This is a genomic window from Arthrobacter alpinus, assembly GCF_001294625.1.
GTDB lineage: Bacteria > Actinomycetota > Actinomycetes > Actinomycetales > Micrococcaceae > Specibacter > Specibacter alpinus_A.
The window spans coordinates 223,293-243,405 of record NZ_CP012677.1; the positions used below are offsets into that span (position 1 = coordinate 223,293).

12 protein-coding genes and 1 pseudogene are annotated in these 20,113 nt (G+C 61.8%); 11 read left to right on the forward strand and 2 right to left on the reverse strand.

The window, feature by feature from the left end:
• Nucleotides 1–1,197: 1,197 nt before the first annotated feature.
• Entirely contained in the window at nucleotides 1,198–3,393 is a 2,196-nt protein-coding gene (locus tag AOC05_RS00850) for a beta-glucosidase family protein (RefSeq protein WP_062004851.1), read from the forward strand.
• Nucleotides 3,394–3,416: 23 nt separating this feature from the next.
• On the opposite strand, the gene AOC05_RS00855 is transcribed toward AOC05_RS00850, so the two are convergent.
• Both AOC05_RS00855 and AOC05_RS18640 read right to left on the reverse strand, forming a co-directional pair.
• Complete coding sequence (locus tag AOC05_RS00855; protein ID WP_062009174.1) at nucleotides 3,417–4,880, reverse strand: MGDG synthase family glycosyltransferase; 1,464 nt, start codon at nucleotides 4,878–4,880, stop codon at nucleotides 3,417–3,419.
• Nucleotides 4,881–5,458: 578 nt separating this feature from the next.
• Nucleotides 5,459–6,428: pseudogene (locus tag AOC05_RS18640) on the reverse strand (transposase).
• Between the two features lie 778 nt (nucleotides 6,429–7,206).
• On the opposite strand from AOC05_RS18640, the gene AOC05_RS00875 reads away from it, so the two are divergent.
• The 10 genes from AOC05_RS00875 to AOC05_RS00920 all read left to right on the forward strand — a co-directional run bounded on the left by AOC05_RS00875 (nucleotide 7,207) and on the right by AOC05_RS00920 (nucleotide 20,100).
• Nucleotides 7,207–9,414 (forward strand): acyl-CoA dehydrogenase, encoded by a 2,208-nt coding sequence (locus tag AOC05_RS00875; protein ID WP_062004859.1) that lies wholly within the window; start codon nucleotides 7,207–7,209, stop codon nucleotides 9,412–9,414.
• 81 nt (nucleotides 9,415–9,495) lie between these two features.
• A complete protein-coding gene (locus AOC05_RS00880; RefSeq protein WP_062004861.1) occupies nucleotides 9,496–11,649 on the forward strand; it encodes an acetate--CoA ligase family protein in 2,154 nt (717 codons plus the stop codon).
• Between the two features lie 71 nt (nucleotides 11,650–11,720).
• On the forward strand, nucleotides 11,721–12,335 hold the full coding sequence (locus AOC05_RS00885; protein ID WP_062004863.1) for a TetR/AcrR family transcriptional regulator: 615 nt from the start codon (nucleotides 11,721–11,723) through the stop codon (nucleotides 12,333–12,335).
• 37 nt (nucleotides 12,336–12,372) lie between these two features.
• Nucleotides 12,373–13,215 carry a VOC family protein gene (locus AOC05_RS00890; RefSeq protein WP_062004865.1) on the forward strand — a complete coding sequence of 281 codons (843 nt, stop codon included), beginning with the start codon at nucleotides 12,373–12,375 and terminating at the stop codon, nucleotides 13,213–13,215.
• Nucleotides 13,216–13,318: 103 nt separating this feature from the next.
• On the forward strand, nucleotides 13,319–14,524 hold the full coding sequence (locus AOC05_RS00895; protein ID WP_062004866.1) for a thiolase family protein: 1,206 nt from the start codon (nucleotides 13,319–13,321) through the stop codon (nucleotides 14,522–14,524).
• Nucleotides 14,525–14,533: 9 nt separating this feature from the next.
• Complete coding sequence (locus AOC05_RS00900; protein ID WP_062004867.1) at nucleotides 14,534–14,965, forward strand: Zn-ribbon domain-containing OB-fold protein; 432 nt, start codon at nucleotides 14,534–14,536, stop codon at nucleotides 14,963–14,965.
• A gap of 1 nt (nucleotide 14,966) precedes the next feature.
• Nucleotides 14,967–16,448 carry an aldehyde dehydrogenase family protein gene (locus AOC05_RS00905; protein WP_062004868.1) on the forward strand — a complete coding sequence of 494 codons (1,482 nt, stop codon included), beginning with the start codon at nucleotides 14,967–14,969 and terminating at the stop codon, nucleotides 16,446–16,448.
• A gap of 247 nt (nucleotides 16,449–16,695) precedes the next feature.
• Nucleotides 16,696–18,195: an MFS transporter gene (locus AOC05_RS00910; protein ID WP_062004869.1), complete on the forward strand. Its 1,500-nt coding sequence runs from the start codon at nucleotides 16,696–16,698 to the stop codon at nucleotides 18,193–18,195.
• 215 nt (nucleotides 18,196–18,410) lie between these two features.
• The gene (locus tag AOC05_RS00915; RefSeq protein ID WP_154604994.1) at nucleotides 18,411–19,304 is read left to right on the forward strand and encodes a MaoC family dehydratase; all 894 of its coding nucleotides are present in this window, start codon (nucleotides 18,411–18,413) and stop codon (nucleotides 19,302–19,304) included.
• Nucleotides 19,305–19,329: 25 nt separating this feature from the next.
• Nucleotides 19,330–20,100: an electron transfer flavoprotein subunit beta/FixA family protein gene (locus AOC05_RS00920; protein WP_062004870.1), complete on the forward strand. Its 771-nt coding sequence runs from the start codon at nucleotides 19,330–19,332 to the stop codon at nucleotides 20,098–20,100.
• Nucleotides 20,101–20,113 lie beyond the last annotated feature (13 nt).

Below are 20,113 nucleotides of genomic sequence, written 5' to 3' on the forward strand. Positions count from 1 at the left end.
TTGAACACGTCCTCGTAGCCGTAAACGTTGAGGTGACAGTAGTGACCACGTTAACGAGCCGTCAACTGTGGAGCCGTTACGCTGGCGCCCATCCGTACCTCAAGAGATTCGTCCCAAGCTGGAAGATGATCCGATCAGTTCGGTATGCATCAAGAGTAAAACTGTTAGCACCACCTTGGTGGCTGGTTGGCTACGCTCGAGGCAGGGAAGGAGTCTGGCGGGAGTTCGCACCACGTCACGCAAAACTTATCCTTATCAATGCAAAGTGGAGAGTATTTAGTATCGCTCGTTGTTGCGAAATGGCCATACGGGAACAGGCAAAAAAGGCCCATTGACGGCCCAAATTTGCCCCTTGCAGGACAGTGGGGTGACGAACGTTGACAGCTGACAACAATTTTGAGGAGCTGAACATGCCTCTGAACTGCGGTGAAAGTTTTCCACGTGAATCGAACAGCATAATTTAACCTGCCTATCCCACTTAGCAATAACGGTTGGAATCCCAAGGGTCCCCGGTGACTGGATTGCCCCGTCCCATGCCGACATTGCTGGCAATGCGCAGGGTGTGGCGCAGTCTCATCATGGCTTGCTCCATGCTGTCTCACAACGAAGAGTGCGTACCTTCGCCGGAACCGGATGGGCCGATTCAATCCAGGATGGGACCGATGCCGACAACGTCCACCTGATACGTTACCGCTGAAGCACATGACGTACTTGACCTGTAGCCTCGTTCCATTACTCCCGAGACGCGTAGGAGGAATGTGTGGTTCGCGCAGAAAATGGGGCTCTCCTGACGTAAGAGTGGGTTCGGTTATGTCTGGTAGGGGAGTTTGATGTCTAATGGGCCACAGGCGAGCATTATCAGGGCCAGGGCGGCTTCTGACTTTTTGTGCTACTGGAATGGGTTTGGGAACTCTTCGTGCTGTTCAAGATCATTTTCATAATCGAAGCTGTCGCGTTCACTGGTATCAGGCTATCCACCCGGACAGCGGAATTAATCGGCGGAAGCGTTAGCGGAATCCGGGCAATAAGATCAGAATGATCGCGTGGTGTGGCCTCACCCCTGTTACTAAGCACCGGATTGAGGCCAAGAGGGTACATAATTTAGGGCATGGAGATGGTTAGAGCGGGTCGGGTTACGCGAGTGCTGAAGCAGTGAGTCGGTGGCATGTTGGTACACGATCCGCTTCGAGGAAAGTGATGACGTCTGAAGGAGGCCCATACGGCAAGGCTGTCAGCGCAGTCCGGGCTGGCGAGCTCGATGCGGATAAGGCAGCAGACCAGCTGATCGACAGGATGACCGATCGGGAGCTCCTTGGACTGCTTGACGGCGACTCCCCCAAGCAGCTGCTGCCGCTCATCCCGGTGCTGCTGGATCGGCGGCCTTTCGTGGCCGGGGCGGTCCCGCGGCTCGGCATCCCTGGAATCCGGTTTAGCGACGGCCCCCGCGGCGTTGTGATTGGCACCTCCACCGCCTTCCCTGTGACGATTGCGCGTGCCGCGACGTGGGACCCGTCTCTGGAGGAGCGGGTAGGTCAAGCTATCGGGTTGGAGACCAGAGCACGGGGCGCCAACTACTCCGCCTCCGTGTGTGTCAACCTGCTTCGCCACCCCGCGTGGGGACGGGCGCAGGAGTGCTACGGCGAGGATCCGGTGCTCACCGGCCGGATGGGGTCGGCCCTGACCAGAGGTGTACGTGTGAACGTGATGGCGTGTGTGAAGCACTTCGCGCTTAACTCGGTGGAGAACGAGCGGTTCGAGGTCGATGTGTCGGTAGGCGAGCACGCCCTCCACGAGGTGTACCTGCCGCACTTCAAGGCCGTTGTGGATGCGGGGGTCGATTCCGTGATGAGTGCTTACAACAGGGTGCGGGGCGAGTATATGGACGTCAATCGTCCACTGCTCACCGATGTGTTGCGGGACGAGTGGGGCTTCTCGGGGTTCGTGACGAGCGACTGGGTATTCGGTACCCATGATGCGGTCCTCAGCCTTCAGGCGGGGATGGACGTGGAGATGCCGCTGCGGCTGGTGCGAGCCCGCGATCTGCCGGCCGCGCTCCACCGGGGTGAGGTGGCCCGTGCGACCGTGCTGCGCTCAGCGCGCCGCATCCTGCGCACCAGCGTGTTGCATGCCGCGACGCGGGAGGAGGCGGGGCCGAGCCCTGACCTCATTGCCTCGCCGGCGCATCGGGAGCTGGCCTACCGGGTAGCCGCAGAGTCGATCGTATTGCTGAAGAACGAAATCACCGGTGCTGCGCCGTTGCTACCGCTGGCTCCCAATACCGGGCACCTCGCGGTGATTGGGCGCCTCGCGGGGCGGGCGAATCTAGGCGATCACGGTTCCTCACGCGTTCGGCCCCCCTCCACGGTCTCGCCGCTGCAGGGGCTAAGGGAGGCGCTTCCCCAGGTACGGATCACGAGCACCTCCGGCAAAAACGTGCGTGCCGCAGTCGCGGCGGCGGCCGCAGCGGAAACGGTGATCGTCGTCGTCGGTTTAGACCAGCACGATGAGGGCGAGTCGGTCGTCACTGCTGGTGTCGACGTGGGCGTGCTCGGCCGGGCATTTGGCTCTGGGCGACTCCGGGCGCCGCTCATTGCCCTGGCGCATTTGGCGTCGTGGTTTGTACGGGGCGGCGACCGCGACTCGCTCGATCTGCGCCCCTCCGATGTGCGCCTTATTCGCGCGGTCACTGCAGTAAATTCACGGACCGTCGTCGTGCTGATTGGAGGCAGCGCGATCCTCACGGAGGAGTGGCGAGACCGCGTGCCGGCGCTCCTCCTCGCCTGGTACGGGGGGATGGAGGGCGGCCATGCGCTAGCGAGCGTGCTCACCGGCGTCGCGGAGCCCGGCGGACGGCTGCCGTTTGTGCTGCCGACGGACGCCGCGCATCTGCCATCATTCGACAGCGCTTCGAAGTCCGTCATCTACGACGACAGGTGGGGTCAACGCATGCTCGACGGTGACGGGCACGCGCCGGCATTCCCGTTCGGGTTCGGCCTGGGCTATACGACGATCGAGCAGCGGCTCCTCGACCACAGGTTCGACGACACGGGCGGCAGCGCGGACGTTCTCGTGACGAATACCGGTGATCGAGAGGGATCGACCGTCGTGCAGGTCTACGCCGCGGACACTTCCCTCCGCAGGCCGGTAGCCCAGCTGCTGGGCTTCCAGAAGGTGACGCTGCAGCCAGGCGCGGAGTCGACCGTCCGGGTCACATTGGATGCGGGGCCCACGCTGCAGCGCGATCCGGCGACACAGGGCTGGGCCCCGCGCGCCGGCGACTGGGCTCTGCTTGCTGCCCAGCACAGTCCCAGCAGTTGGGTGGACGCGCGCCGATTACGGTTCCCTGGGGCCTTGATCGAGGAAAACGGCGTCGTGGACGGTCAGCCGACCTGAGGTCGATGTGGGTCGTGCCCTGGTCACCCGGGGAGGGCGCGAGGCTGTGCCGAGAGCGCCTCAACGCGGACGGGGAGCAAGTCGTCGCCCTTCAGCATTGCGCGGAGCAACCGCCGCGCTTCCCACCGGAATGAGACCGGCGCCAGATCACGCCGCAGTAACAGGCCCCCATCCGGAGTCGCGTACCGCTTCTGCAGATCACCCAGTTCCTCCGATCGCAGCAGAGCCACCGTATTTCCTGTGGCCTGCTCGACCAGCCGGACCAGCGAGGATGGACCCGTGAGGTCAGTCGCGACGAACCGCTGCACGCTCGATGTAAGGATCGTTTTCTGCGCCGCGCGGCTCACGACCAGGGGACGGAACGGTCCGTCCAGCAAGCCGTTCAGTACGTCAGCCGCCGCGTCAGGGCGGCCGATTCCCTGCGCCGCTGCTTGCATTCGTTGCAGACGGCCCGGCTCGCGCAGCAACTCGTCGATCTTCCAGCCGATGGTGGCGGTATTGTTGCAGCGAACGGCCGCCCCCTGTTCCATCAGATAATCGCCGTTGCGGACCTCCTGCCCCGGGATGGGGTTGACCAGCACCATGGGTAGCCCTGCGGCCATGCACTCCGATGCCGTCAACCCGCCCGGTTTACCCACGAAAAGGTCTGCGCGGCGCAGCAGCTGCGGCATTTCCGTTGTGAAGCCGAGGACACGGTAGCGGTCGCCAGCGGAGGCCAGGAGCGCCTCGATGCGCTGCCGCAGCGCGTCGTTGTAGCCACACACAATTGTGGCCGTGAAGGGGGAGCGCATATGCAGCGTCTGCCGCACGACCGCGACGGCGTAGTCGCCTCCTTTCGCACCTGCCGAGATCAACAGCATCGGGGGCTCACTGACATCGCGCACGGGGGCAACATCCGGCGCAGCCGCGATCGGGATCCCCGTGGCCGCGACGCGGTCAGGAGGCAAACCGAGCGCCGTCAGCTCCACGCGCCCCTCCTCCCTGGCCACGAAGAGCATGTGGAATGCGCTCGTAAGCCACAGGCCCTGGAAGTCGTAGTCCGTCGTGACCACAGCAGTCCTAGCATCGATCACGCCGCGAAGAAGAAGTGATGCCATCAGCTGGGCTGGCAAGAAGTGGGTGCACACGATAGCGGTGGGACGGAATCGTTTGATCGCACGGATGACCGGAACCGCATTCACCCGTGTCCAGGGGTCGATTGGACCGCGGCGTCCGAACGGCGGATCACTGGCGTCATAGCCCCACTCGACCAGCCATGGCAACTCCTTGACTAGAACGAAGTAACCCTTCCCCAGCACGTCGCGGTAGAGCGCGCTACTCACCTGCAGCACATCCAGTACCAGCACCTCGACGATGTCCGCGCGCGCGGCGCACGCCTGTCGGACCGCCGCCGCGGCGCTGTTGTGCCCCGATCCCACTCCCGCGGAGAGGATCATGACGCGCTCCCCACTGACGCTGATTGGGCTCCGCGCTGACGGCCTACGCATGAAGACATTTTTCACGCCCATTCCCCCAACTGCTCATCGAAAATCAAAACTGCCTCTTTTTAGAGTAGTGCAATTAAGGCATACTCCGCATCTGCTACACCGAGCGCGAAAATCGTCATAAATTAGTGTGTTTTCAGAAGGGGTGAACAAAAATATTAGAGGTCGCACCGAGGGGTATCAATTTTAAGACTGCTCAGCACCGAAATTCGGGAAAAAACAGTACGGCTCCTTGCCCTTTGTTAGAATAACTTGATTTCCTGCATGAGTTGTACAACGAGGTTATTGAAACAGAAATGGTGCGAATCTTCGATGAGGGAATAAATCGTGGAGAGACCCTGATATATATCCACTGAATATTTTTTATCGATTGGGCCCTGACGTGGAGGCGGCCAGCCGCCCCGCCCAAGGGGGTTCTTCGCGGTTAGTTATGAATATCAGCCCACTAAAGGCTGAAGTAGAGGCCGGTTCGCGCAACTGAAAATGCTTGGACGCGGCTGTGAAATTCATTGCCTCATGGCGGTGTTCTGTTATCGCTCAATGTCGCAATCGGCGGAGAATTGACCCTACTATGGTGGCTGTCAAGGGAAGAGTAGTTGTAGTTGGCGGAAGAGATTTCGGGCGAGGGAGCGTTTCAGAACGCGTTTGATTTCCCGATAGCCGAGGCCTTCGGTGGTGCATGGTTCAACGAATGTCTTCGTGGGGCAGTCGAAGCGCATACGGGTCTTGATCACCACGTCCAAGGCCATCTTCAGTTGTCGGTCGCCTTGGCGATTGAGGCGGTGTCTGGTGGTGTTTCCTGAGGAGGCTGGCCGGGGTGACACCCCGGCGAGGGATGAGAATGCAGCCTCGCCGCGGATTCTGCCGTGGTGGGAGTAGGCGGCAATGATGATCCCGACTGTCACTGGTCCGAGTCCTGGCTGTCCTACGCGGCGTGGATGGCCTTGGCTAGATCGATGGCTTCCTTGCGGGCGCTTCTTTGCTCCATGCTGTCGGAGGTGCGGTCCCGCCAGAGACTAATCTCAATGAGTTGCTTGTCAGTGAGGGCACGGCGGGTATTCATTCCCAGATCTACGTGACCTAAGGCGTTGAGCGCATTGCGGTTAGCTTTGCCTTGCTCCTGAACCCTGCGTCGGATTGCCAGGAGCACGCTCAAGGCCGCCCGCTCGCCCTCGGCGCGGGGATGGAGTAACCGGTCTAACCCTGTACTCAGGATACTCAGCGCCGCCGCTTGGGCGTCGATGGCACCGTTTTTGCCAGCCCCGGTGCGGGCTGCCTTCTTGGGTGGTTTGGCCTCAACGACCGGGATGTGTGCAGCGGTCAGGGCTCGGGTTAGAGACGCCCCGTGGGAGCAAGTGCCTTCTACCGCGGCAATGATTTCCCCGGTAGTGTTGCGCAGGATCCATGCGATAGCGCGCTTCGTGCCAGCGGTCGTGACCGGGAAGGCCTCGCAGCCGGCGCAGGCACCGGCTGCGAGGATGGCGTAGGTGTGGGTTCATGCGTGGGTGTCTACACCGATGACGTAAGCGTATTTTCTGCAACGATGGTCATAACGGTGATCCTCCATTCCAGGGTGCTGATGACCGTTGTGGGCGGCATCGGCCTGGAATAAGGTTCTTATCAGGCAGCTCTCTAATGAGGCACAAACCAACGGTTCGGCCAACCTTTTATAAAGCCATGATGAGAGGCCGGGCTGTCATGGCGGACAAGTCAATTCCAAGGCACCGCTAAGGAATAACGGGCCAGAGAGTGTATGAGTCACGCCACGGCGGCTCTGCATCGATCCTGCCAGCGGGCACCTGGCCTGCCAATATCTATTAGTGAGAGTGCAGCGGGGGCTGTGGCGTGCATGGCTAGGCCCGGTCTGGTGCTGGCTGCATGAGGTGAGGGCCTTGGGAGAGAATCAGATTCCTAATGGGTAGTGGCAAGCCTGAGGCTAGCTGCCTGACTTGACCTACTCGGACCGGGTGTGACCCCCCAGAAAAACCCCATCGGAAGACGTGGAACCCGACGCCCACCCAGCGGCATCAGACCACACCCGCATGCCCAAGACCTTCAAATCAGACCGGCAGCTAGTCAAGCCTCTGCCGGGCCAATACCCAGACCGCCAGGCAAAATCTGGGTCAGGTAAATGACACCACGTTAAGGCATTAGAGAAACGGTTGATCGAAGTCCCCGAGCGGGATTGTCAGTATTTTGGAATTAGCTTCCAGAAAAGTGTTGCGTGGATCACAATATTAAACTAGAGTCTAGTTTCAGTTATTGAACGTGCCGCTGGATGTTGCTTACCCCTCTCGGGAATTGACGTCCGTGATCTTGGAGTGATTAGATGCCGCTGTACCTCGCCGAAGACCAAGCCGATCTGGCCACCGCCGTATCCGACTTTGCCGACCGCTTCGCCGATATCCGCCAAACCCACGAAAACCTTGACAGTTACGGTGCCGGGGGCCGGCCCTCCCATTGGGATGAGCTCGTGGCGAACGGGCTGCACGCCCTGCACATCAGTGAGGCGCATGGTGGGCAGGGCGGCAGCGTTGTTGACACGGGCGTTGTCGTTGAGGAATTCGGGCGCCGGTTAGTTCCCGGCCCGTATGTCTCCACCGTCCTGGCCAGCGCTGCCGTAGCCGGGGCCGCGGACTGCAAGGCATCCACACGAGGCCTAGACCTTTTCGCCGAAGGTGCCACCGGCGCCCTGATCATGCCAACCGCCGCAGTGACAGCTCTCGCCACAGGTGAGGGCTGGGCATTGAGCGGGCAGGTACCGGTAGCGTCGCTGCTCTCCGCCGAATGGCTCGTTGTCGGTTTCGCCGATGAGGCGGCAACCCGCTTTGCGCTTGTTAATGCCGAGAGCGAGGGACTCTCCAAAGTAGCCGGCAGCAGCACGGATCTGACCCGCGACGCAGGAACGCTCGTGCTGGAGGGATTGCTGATCGACGTTGATGACGTTCTGGCAGGCCTGGGCGTGCAGTACGTGGAAACCCTGCAGGCAGGTATGCTCGCCGCGGAAGCATCGGGGATCATGCGCTGGGCGGTGGAAGCCACCACGGACTACTCCAAGATCCGCGAACAGTTCGGCAAGCCCATCGGCTCTTTCCAGGCCGTCAAGCATAAGTGCGCCAACCTGCTCATCACCTCCGAACTGGCCACCGCTGCCGCTTGGTCGGCGCTGGTGGCACTGGATCAGGGTGTCGACCAGCAGGCGCTCGCGGCCGGCTCCGCAATCCAGGGCGGCATCGTCCCGTCGGTGGACGCCCTGACCGAGGCCGTCACGATCTTTGGTGGCATCGGGTACACGTGGGAGCACGACGCACACCTGTACCTGCGCCGTGCCATCGCCACCGTGGCCCAGGTGGCCCCGGTGGGTGCACGCGCCACCGCACTGGGCCGTGCGGCCCTGGAACTTGACCGCCGCATCGACATCGAACTGCCGGAGGAAGACCCCGCGTTCCGCCAGCGCATCGGTATGCTCTTAGATGACGCCGCAGCCCTGGCCAACGAACACGACGGCGGACGGTGGAACTCCCGCGGCTCGCAGCGCACGTTCCTCGCCGAGAATGGACTTGCGGCCCCGCACTGGCCGGCCCCCTACGGCCTCGGCGCAAGCCCCGCCGAACAAGTCGTCATTGCCCAGGAATACGCCCGCCGCAACCTCCTACAGCCCTCCTCCGTGATTGGCGAATGGGCCATGCCCACCATCCTCGCCTACGGCAGCGAGGATGTTAAGGAAAAGTTCGCCCTCCCCACCCTGCGCGGCGAACTCATCTGGTGCCAGCTCTTCTCCGAACCCGGCGCCGGGTCCGATCTCGCTGGTCTGTCCACCCGCGCCGTGAAGGTCGACGGCGGCTGGGAACTCAGGGGGCAGAAGGTCTGGACCTCCGGGGCCCACGAAGCGGACTGGGGCATCTGCCTGGCGCGCACCGACGCCGACGTGCCCAAGCACAAGGGCCTGAGCTACTTCCTCGTTGACATGCGCGCCCCGGGCGTAGACATCCGGCCGTTGAAGCAATCCACGGGCGACGCCGAATTCAACGAGGTGTTCTTGGACTCCGTGTTCGTCCCGGACGCCTACCTGCTGGGTGAACCGGGCCAAGGCTGGCGAATCACGGCCACCACGCTGCAAAACGAGCGCACCCAGATCTCTTCCGGCGTTTCGACCGGAACCGAGGAGTCCCTGCGCCGGCTCATCACTGATGGTGGCTACCCGGCAACCGACGACGCGGCCTACGCGGCACTGGGGCGCATCGTGGCCGTCAGCTCCGCGATTGGCGCGCTTAACCTGCGAGAAACCCTGCGCCAGGTCAACGGACTCCAGCCCGGCTTTGGCTCATCCCTGGCCAAGGTCGCCCACGCTCGGCTTTCCCGTGAAGCCGCTACCGTAGTTCTGCAGCTGGCTGGCCCGGCGGCACTGTTTGCTCAAGCCCCGGCGGACGCGGTGACCGGGCTGCTGGGAGTGCCGCAGGTCCTCATTGGTGGCGGAACGGTTGAAATTCAGCTCAATGTCATCGCCGAACGCATCCTGGGGCTGCCCAGAGGCTAGAGCCAACGCCGAACGCGGTAACCCGGCGGCGCCGAACAATCCTTCAGCACTCCAAGTTTTACCGAAAGGAACCCTTTTCGCATGACAACGATGACAGGCGAGGTTGCCACATTGAAGACCCTTGATACGGCGCGGCTGCGTGAACTTCTTGAACCCCGAAGTATTGTGATCATCGGCGCGAACACGAAGTCCAGCTGGTCGCAGTTCACCCACTCCAACCTCCTCGCCGGCGGTTTTCAGGGGGAGCTTCACATGGTCAACCGGCGAGGCGAGGAATGCCACGGTCAGCCGTCGTTCACCTCGATCTCCGAGCTGCCCACCGTGCCCGAGCTAGCCATTGTGCTCACCGGCACCAACTCGCTAGAGACCATCCTTGAAGAGGCCAGGCTAAAGGGTATCCGCAACCTGATCGTGCTGGCCGCCGGCCTGGGCGAGGCCGGGCCGGAGGGCCAGGCGCTTCAGTCGCGGCTCGTGGAGCGTGCCCGCGAAGCGGACCAGCTCATCCTGGGTCCGAATAACTTGGGCTTCGTGAACTCTCACGCGAAGGTGGCCGCTTTCAGCCACATGACGCAGATGCCCATGCTCCCCGGCGGTGTCGGCGTGGCCAGCCAGTCCGGTGCCTTGGCCATCTACCTCCTACCGCATATGGCCTCCCGCGGCGTGGGCTGTTCCATGGCGGTCACGGTGGGCAACGAGGCCATGATCACCGCCATCGACGTCATGGACATGCTGGTCGATGACCCTGGCACCCGCGTCATTGCCGCCTACCTGGAGCAAATTTCCAACCCGGAGCACTTCTTATCCGTCGCGAAACGCGCTCGCCTGGCCGGCAAGCCAATAGTGGTTTTCAAGGCAGGACGGGGCGAAGTCTCTGCCCGCGTGGCAGCGGCTCATACCGGCTCGCTCGTGGGGGATGACAAGATCATCGATGCTGCATGCAAGCAGTTCGGCGTGGTGCGCGTGGACAACATTGAGGACCTGGTGGCGACCGCCGGCATCATGGAATCTCACGGCCGAATTTTCGGCAACCGCATGGGTGTGGTGACCGGGTCCGGTGCCATGTGCGCACTGATCGCCGAGAAGGCCGAGGCATCCGGGCTGGAGATGCCGGCACCCGCACAGGGTACCGTGCAAGCACTGCACGACGCCGGACTGCCCTCCTTCTCCACTGTCAACAACCCCATGGACACCACCGGCTACATCTCAGTGGACCCGACCATCATCACCAAGGCCAACCAGTGTTTCATTGATGACGACAACTTTGACTTCATCGTCATCAACAGTGGCTGGCCCATGAGCAAGCCCATGGCTGACATGGGACGGCGGAACCAGGATGAGCTGCACCGTCAGCTCACCTCATCCCCGAAACCGGTCATCGGTATGAGTTTCCTGCCCACAGAGGTTACCGAGTTTGGGCGCAACTTTGCCAGCGAACACGGACTGCCGCATGCCTCTGACTCCTTTGACCGCGGTATCCCGGCACTAGCCCGCAGTACTTGGTGGAGCAAGCGGGTGGATGAACTGACTACCGACCCCGTCGTGGCACCGGCAGAAGTAATCGAAAAGCCCGCCGGTGCCGAGGGCTGGAGCGAAATTGAGGCCGGCGCGTTCCTGCGTAAACATGGTGTTCCCTATATTCCGGCCGCCATCGCCACCTCCGCTGAGGCCGCCGTTGCGGCAGCAGGGGACATGGGATACCCCGTGGTCCTTAAGGTTGCCTCCGAGGACATCGCGCACAAGACAGAGGTTGGTGGAGTGCGACTCATGCTGCGCGACGCCGAGGCGGTTGCCGATGCCTATGCTTTCATCATGACGTCGGTGGCCGACCTCGCCCCGGACGCGCACATCCAGGGAGTGGCCGTCTCGCCTATGCGCCCTGCCGGGAACGAACTGCTGGTGGGAATTGTCCGGGACCCGCAATGGGGACTGGTGCTCGCCGTCGGATTTGGTGGGGTCATGGTGGAAATCCTTCAGGATTCCGCACTGCGACTGCTTCCCGTGGGGCCGGATGAGATCCGCCGAATGCTCGAATCTCTCAAAGGTATTGACCTGTTGAAGGGTTTCCGTGGAAATGCCGCGACGGATATGAATAAGCTGGCTGAGATCATCTTCCGGGTCTCCCAGGTGGCCGTGGGCCTGGGTGAGCAGCTCGATGAACTAGAAATCAACCCACTGCGCGTTGCCGGTGACGAGATTGAGGCCCTGGATGCCTTGATCCGTTGGAAGCAGCCGTAATGCGCAGTCGCGAACCCAAGGCCCGGTGGTAGCGTTGGTTGTACACCGGATATCCCAGCAGGAGGCGAACTATGGTCGAATTACTCTCTGGCGAACGGACCGAGCTTCCGGCTTATCAGAGGCTGCGACGCCAACGGATCTTGGACGCGGCGAAATCGCTGCTGCACAACTACGAGTACGAATCGATTCAGATTCGAGACGTGGCAGCGGAAGCAAACGTTGCGCTGGGAACGCTCTACCGGTATTTCTCCTCGAAGGAACACCTTTACGCGAACGTGGTGTACGACTGGACCGTGCCGTTCAGTGCTGCGGAGCTGTCGGAGGTGGAGGAGCTCGGCACAATCGAAACCGTCTCCTTGCGGTTGCGCATGGCGTTGGCGGCGTTCGAACGGCGACCCAATTTCTACAAGGCCATCCTGATGCTGCGCTCCACAAACGATCCGGACGTTTCAGTACTCATGCAGCAACTCGGCACCTCGCTGGAGAAACCCATTCTTTCGGACCTCTCAATGCTTCCGCTGGACGAGGCCTCGGACATCACGGCCATGATCTGGTGCGTGCTGATGGACCTCGTCGCCAGGCTGCTTTCCGGGGACAAAACCATGGACGAGGCGTTGCGGATCTCAGACAGGTTCGTGCAGATGGTCGGTTTGCGACTGCAGCAGTTCGAGGCAGAAACCGCCTAACGACCGCGCAGGCCGCAGCTTCCGGGCCGGTGGCGTAATGAGCGCCCACGAGCTGGACCACTTGGCCATCGCCGTCCCCGCCTGGGGTCCGGCCGGTGCCGTCCTGAACCGCGAGCTGGGGGCCCGATGGGCCAGCGGATTCCGCATGGACGTCTTCAGCCCGTGCCAGCTGGCCGTAGCCCAGGACATGCGCCTGGAATTGCTGGAACCCGGCAGCGGGGAACACTCCTTCATCCAGCGCTTCCTTTCCAACAACCAAGAACGTCCCGCACCCCACCACATCACGTTCAAGGTCCACGATATCCGTGCGGCCATTGCCGGCGCACGTGATGCGGGGATCGAGCCCGTACTCGTCAACCTGGAATATTCGCAGTGGCAGGAGGCATTTCTGCATCCCAAGGACACCGGTCTGGGCTTCCTCGCCCAGATGGTCCAGACGTCCCACAGTGTCGAGGAGCTCACAGGTTCGGCGGTCAACTCACGCTCCTGCCCGTGGGAACAGTCGGACTCCGCACCACTGCGTCTGACCTTGATCCACGGCACGGTGGCCAGCTTGCAACAGGCACGGCACGTCCTGTGCAATGTGCTCGGCGCCCGTGAAATTCTCGCCGAGGCTGGCCCGCTAACGGCCGCCTTCCACTGGGATGAGGGTGCAGAACTGCTGCTGACCGAAACACCCCGCGGCGGCATCGAGGGGCAAAACCTTTCATCGCGCACCCACGGAATCCACGGCATCGTGGCCGTCCCGGCGGATGTGAAGTGGCAGCTTAGTGAGCATTGGGATGAGCTTGACGGGCTGCTTGCCGAAGGCACCCTGCACCCCGAGCTTGGCCTGAGTATCACTTCCGTCGGCCGCGTTCCCGCGGTGGCTGGGCCGTAGCCGCCGCGGCCCGTCGCGACCTCACCGCACCACTCATACGAACCTGAGGGGCACCGTTACCGTGTGCCTTCACAACAACCAACAAGCAATGAAGGAGACCACCATGGGACTTCGAGGGGAAGCCGCAATCCTGGGCTTTTACGAACTGCCGCCGGAACGCAAACTGGCACGCGAAAAGACCTTCAACCTGGAACAGTGGGCCCGCCTGTCCAAGGCGGCACTAGACGATGCCGGGCTTGATGCAACAGACATCAACGGCATCGTCACCCCGCTGATTGGCGAGGCGAGCATGTTTGTTCCCTCCACCATCACCGAGTATCTGGGCATCGATGCGAACTTTGCTGAGATCGTCGATCTCGGCGGGGCTGGATCGGCAGCCGCAGTCTGGCGGGCCGCGGCCGCCGTCGAACTTGGCCTCTGCGACGCCGTCCTCGTCACCTTCCCGGGGACGCACGACGTGCCTACGGATGATCGCCGCCCGTTTGTTATGGACGATTCGATGTACTTTGGCGCATCCTCCAACAGATACGGCTCGCCGCAGGCGGAGTTCGAGATTCCGTTCGCAAACCTGGGCCAGAACGGTCCCTACGCCCAGGTTGCCAAGCGGTACGGCCACGAGTTTGGCTACGACGAGCTGGCCATGGCGAAGATTGCCGTGGACCAGCGCACCAACGCCTGTGCCACACCGGACGCCATTTTTTATGGCAAGCCCATTACAGCCCAAGACGTCCTGGACTCCCCGATGGTTGCTGACCCGCTGCACATGCTGGAAATTGTGATGCCCTGCCAGGGCGGCGCCGCCGTGGTGATTGGTAATAAGAAAATGGCCGCCAAGTCCAAGAACCGCCCCGTCTGGATCAAGGGCTTTGGCGAACGCGTCCCCTATAAAACACCCACCTACGCGAGGGACCTCATGTACTCGCCCATGGTCCACGCCGCTGACCAGGCCTTCTCGATGGCCGGGATCACCCGTGATGACGTGGACATGGTCTCCATTTACGACTGCTATTCCATCACTGTGCTCATGAGCCTGGAAGATGCAGGATTTGCCGAAAAGGGCAAGGGCATGCAATTCGTGAATGAACACGACCTCACGTTCCGCGGCGACTTCCCCATGAACACCGCTGGTGGCCAGCTCTCCTTCGGTCAAGCGGGGGTAGCCGGCGGCATGCACCACGTGATCGACGGCGTCCGTCAGGTCATGGGGCGTGCCGGCGAAGCGCAAGTTACCGACTGCAACCGCGCTTTTGTCACCGGTAACGGCGGCATCATGAGCGAGCAAACAGCACTCATCCTTGAAGGGGAATAGGAACACACCATGAGCACCACATACACGCCACCGGTCTTGACCGCACCGCTTCCGGTCCCGACCCCGCTGACCCGACCTTTCTGGGATGGCTTGGCCGAGCGCAAGGTCCGTATCCAGTACTCCCCGTCGCTGGGCGAGTACATCTTCTATCCCCGCCCGCTCGCACCGCGCACCTTGGCAGACGACTTGGAATGGCGCGAGATTTCCGGGGCTGGAACGCTCTACACTTACACGATCACCACGCGCCCCGTGGCACCGCACTTTGCCGCGGCGGGCCCCATGATCCTAGCCGTGGTGCAGTGGGACGAGGGCCCCAAATTCTCCACGGAGCTTCTCAACGTTGCGCACGAGGACGTCCAGATCGGTATGCGGGTCAAGCCCGTTTTCTGCGATTACCCTGAAGCGGGCGTCACCATGCTCCGCTATGAACCGGAGGTCTGAAATGGTTGCCGTTACACAACAGAACCAGCCCGAATTCGTGCTGCCGGATGTAACCCTGCGCATCGGTTCCACTACGCGGAGCACGGGGGCCCAAACCCACGAGCACATCAACCCGGCCACGGGACGCCCCGACGCCGCGGTACCCATGGCCAGCACGGCCGATGTTAACGAAGCCGTCCGCATCGCCCAGGAGGCGTTTTCGGTGTGGAAGGCAACACCTGCCGTCCAACGAGGGCGCGCATTGCTCAAGCTTGCTGACCTGGTGGAAGAACACACAGCAGAGTTCGCTGCCCTGGCCACCGCCGACAACGGCGCCCCGACCATGACGGCGCGTAACATGGTCAGCGCCTCGGCCGAATGGATCCGCTATTACGGGGGATGGGCCGATAAACTGCCGTTGGGGCGCATCACGTCGGTGGCCGGTGCAGGCGGTTCCTTCGGGCACACCCTGCGCCAGCCCTACGGGGTGATCGGCGTGGTGATTACTTGGAATGCACCCCTGATGTCGTTGGCCATGAAGATCCCTGCTGCGCTGGCGGCTGGAAATACCGTTGTGGTCAAGCCGAGCGAGCTTACCCCTTTCAGCGCCATGCTTTTCGCCGACCTCGTCCATGAGGCGGGGATACCCGACGGCGTGTTCAACGTTGTCACCGGTGGTGCTGAAGCAGGCGCCACCTTAGTGAGCCACCCGTTGGTTAAGAAGGTCTCCTTCACCGGCGGCCCCGAGACGGCACGGAAGATCACGGCTGCGTGCGCACAGACCTTCAAACCGGTCTTGCTTGAACTGGGCGGAAAGTCGGCCAATGTGGTTTTTGCTGACGCCGACCTTGATGCGGCGGCTTTGCATGCCGCCTTCATGGCTTTCGGGATCATGACAGGACAGGCTTGCGCCTTGCCTACCAGGCTGCTAGTGCAAGATTCGATCCACGACGAGTTTGCGGCAAAGGTGGCCACCATTGCCGCATCCTTCAAAGTCGGGAGCCCGCATGAGCTGGACACCGTTTGCGGGCCGGTCATCAACCAAAGTGCCATCGACCGCATTGAGGCCATGATGGCAAAGGCCCGAGAAGACGGTGCCAGCGTGTTGACCGGTGGTGCCCGTCTTGGTGGGGAACTGGCCGAGGGCTTCTACTATCCGCCAACCGTGGTGGCGGACGTGGACCGGGAGAGTGAACTGGCCCTACAGGAAGTCTTTGGACCGGTCCTGGCCGTCATGCGCTTTAGCGATGAAGCCGACGCTGTGGCACTGGCCAACAGCACCGATTACGGACTCTCGGGCTACCTGTGGACCTCTGACGCCAAACGCGCCGTGAGGGTTGCCGAGCAGCTGGAAACTGGTGAAGTGGTGGTCAATGGGGCGCCCAGTGCCGTGGCCGAGCGCCCGTTCGGCGGTATTGGTCATTCTGGCAATGGCAACGAAGGAGGGCTCGAGGGGCTCGAGGAGTTCTTCTGGACCAAGTCCGTCGCCTACGGCACCATCTAGACGCCACGCCCGGCACTATCCATTCCGATCGGCTGGTCCTTTTTGCCCCGTAGTGCACCCACCCACGGTGCCGCGGAAAGCGTGTAAAAACCGTTGGGGCCGCCCCACCAGGTGGCACCAACGGTGCCCGGTGGGCGCACACACATGTAGGTCCGCCGTTTTCAAAGAATGTTCTTTACCCCGCCCGCCGATTCTGTGAGGGCACAACCACTTTCTTTTCAGCACACCTAAGAAAGGATGGACAAAGATGTCCTTCGCTGACCTCCGGAGAACCGGAACCCTGAAAAAACTCAAACGCCCCGGATTCGCGGCGGTGGTCACGGTTCTAATCCTGGCCGAAGTCGTCTCGGCGTTTGAACTGTCCATGATGTATGTGACGCTTCCGACGTTGATCAAAGAATTCCAAGTTGATGCCAGCACCGTTGCGTGGGTGGTCACGGCGTACCTCTTGGTTTCCGCCTCCGCCGGCGTCATGGGTGGGCGCTTCGGAGACTTGTACGGCCGCCGAAAGGTAATGATCATCGTCTTGATTATTGCCTTCGCTGGCTCGCTGCTCTCTCTGGTCGGTGGCAGCCTGGGCATGATCATCCTAGGCCGTGCCGTCCAAGGCACGGCGGGAGCCCTGATGGGACTGGCCTTTGGGCTGGCGCGCGAGCACATGGCTAAGGAACGCATCCCCGTGGGTGTCTCCATGATCGGAGCCTCTGCCTTGATCGCAGGCGCTGGCGGTGCGCTGATTGCCGGGATCATGATTCAACTCTTCTCCTGGCACCTCATTTTCATCTTTTCCGCCATCCTTGCACTGGTTGCCGCGGCAGCCATTGTGGCAGTCATCCCGCGCGACACCGTGAACCCCAGCAAGGAGAAGCCAGATTTTCTCGGCGCTGTCTTGCTGCCGGTTGCGGCGAGTGCAATCTTGCTGGCCCTTTCCGGCGTCTCAAAGACGGGATTTGGCTCGGTTGAGTTCCTCGGGCGGATGGCTGCCGGACTGGTGATAGCGGCCGTGTGGGTCTGGTGGGAATTGCGTGTTGAGTCTCCCATTGTGAATCTGAGGATGTTCAAGAACCGCCAGCTTGCCCTGGTCATGACAGCCACCATACTGGCTGCCCTGGGCCCGATTGGAGGCATATCGGTTCCCAGCCAAATGATTATGCAGTACCCCACTACGCTGGGCTTTGGCCTCGGTTTTACTCCCGCGACGGCTGGTGTTTTTAGCGCACTGACGGCCGTGGTCGGTTATCTGTTCTCGCCGCTGGGTGGCAAGCTGGCCTTCCGCTTCGGTGCGCGGTCCGTCTTCATCGCAGGACTCACCCTCATGGCCGTCGCCCTTCCCACTATTCTTCTCACTTACGGGAACGTGGTGGCGTTCTGCTTGGCCATGGCACTGAACGGGATAGGTGTTGCACTGACATACGGTGCCCTCCCCAATGTACTCATTGAGGCTATTCCCGAGACCCACACCTCGGAAACGGCCGGCACCAACACGATGGTCCGCAACATAGGTCAGTCCGCGGCCACGGCTATCGGGGCCATCGTCCTTGCCAGCTACCAGGACCCCAAGACCACCATCGTGGCGCAGACGGGCATCAGCGCAAGCCTTGTCATTGTGCTCGTGTTCGCCGTCATGGCCGTCGTTGTTGCCCTGCTACTGAAACGCCATCCCGTGCAATGGGTTCCTGAAACTTTGCAGGAACGCGCCCTACGGCGTGGAACGCCGGCCCCACTTCCTGCGATGGCCTCCGACTGATCCACCCCAGCACACTAAACCTCGCGGCGCCCTGCCCTCGCTCCCGCTCGGGAGGCTGGCAGGGCGCCGCGAGCTGTGGACACCGGCAAGGCAACATGGTCCCAACAATAGACAAGAACTAGAATCTTGTTATAGTATTTGTTAGAGAGTGATCTACGCCACCGTGCGGTGGCCGTCTGAACTGTGGGGTACATTCCCGCGAAAGGAGCAGGGCAGTGACGATCCACATGCACAACATTGGCAAGAAGAATGAGGGGGAGCCCTTCTCCTGGACGTCAAAAGATGCACTTTTGTATGCACTGAGCGTGGGTGCTGGTGCCTGTGACCAGAGCGGAAACCTGGCGTTCACTACCGAAAATTCCCGAGGCATCAAGCAAAAGGTCCTGCCGACGTTTGCCGTGGTGCTGGGCTCCTCCTCGGGCCCCATGGATGAACTTGGAGACTTCAAGCTCTCGCAGATCCTGCATGGCGGCCAGCAGATCACACTGCACGGGGCGTTGGCCGCCAGCGGAACCGTGATTCCGGTCAGCAGCATGAGTGCCGTGTATGACAAAGGAAAGAACGCCATCATTGCCTTGAGTACAGAACTGCTGGACGCGCAGACCCGCGAACCCGTGGCCACGAGCGTGACCACCATGATTATCCGTGGCGAGGGCGGCTTTGGCGGGCCCCAGGGTCCATCCGAAAGCTGGGAGGTCCCGGACCGTCCGGCAGATGTGACGGTCGTGGCGGCTACCACCTTGGACCAGGCCCTCATTTACCGGCTCAACGGGGATCGCAACCCACTGCACTCAGACCCTCAGTTGGCTAAGATGCTTGGCTTCGACAAACCGATCCTGCACGGGCTGTGCACCATGGGTTTTGCTGGCAGGGTGCTGCTGGAACACGTCTGCGGATCGGATCCGGAAATTTTCGGTTCGCTCAGCGTCCGCTTCGCCTCACCTGTGGTGCCTGGCGACGAACTAGTCACCACCATCTGGAGGAACGAGACCGGTGCCGTGTTCCAGGTCAAGGTTGGTGACACCGTTGTCCTTGACCGTGGCACCTACGTACAGCGCAGCGCCACAGTGGCACACGCCACCTCAGAACCAGCAGCGGCCAAGGCCTAGGGCCCTCCAGAAGGAAAGGAACGCCATGAAGATTGCAGTTCTCATCAAGCAGGTCCCCGACACGGGGGAAGAGCGCAAGCTCACCGCTTCCGGTGCGGTCGACCGGGACGCCAGTGACCGGATTGCCGACGAAATTACCGAGCGAGCACTCGAATTTGCCCTGCGTGAAAAGGATGCCGAGAAGTCAGTGGAGATCGTCGCTGTCACGATGGGCCCCGGAACCGGCACCGAAGCGTTGCGCAAGGCGCTCTCGATGGGCGCCGATTCGGCCATCCACGTGCTCGACGACGCATTGGCAGGCGCAGATACTCTCACCACCGCCAAGGCCCTGTCCGGTGCGCTGAAGGACGGCAGCTTTGAGCTGATCGTGGCCGGAAATGAATCCACCGACGGCCGGGGCGGCGTCGTGCCGGCCATGGTTGCCGAGCTGTTGGGATACCCGTTTCTAGGCTCGATGGACACCGTTGCTATCAGCCACGGCACTGTGTCCGGTCAGCGCCAGGATGTCGAAAGCGTCCAGTCCCTAACCGGCAGCCTCCCCGCCGTCATCTCCATCACCGAAAGCTTCGCCGAAGCACGCTTCCCCAAGTTCAAAGGCATCATGACTGCCAAGCGCAAGCCCGTGGCTGTTGTCAGTGCCACGGCCGCCGGCCATTCCGGAACCGGTCACGCGAACGGAAACGTGGTCCTGGCGGCAAGTCGCCGACCAGCACGAACGGCCGGCATGAAGATCATCGACGACGGGACCGCCGCCATCCAACTCGCTGACTACCTCAGCGCCGAAAACCTGATCTGAAAGGTCTGCCATC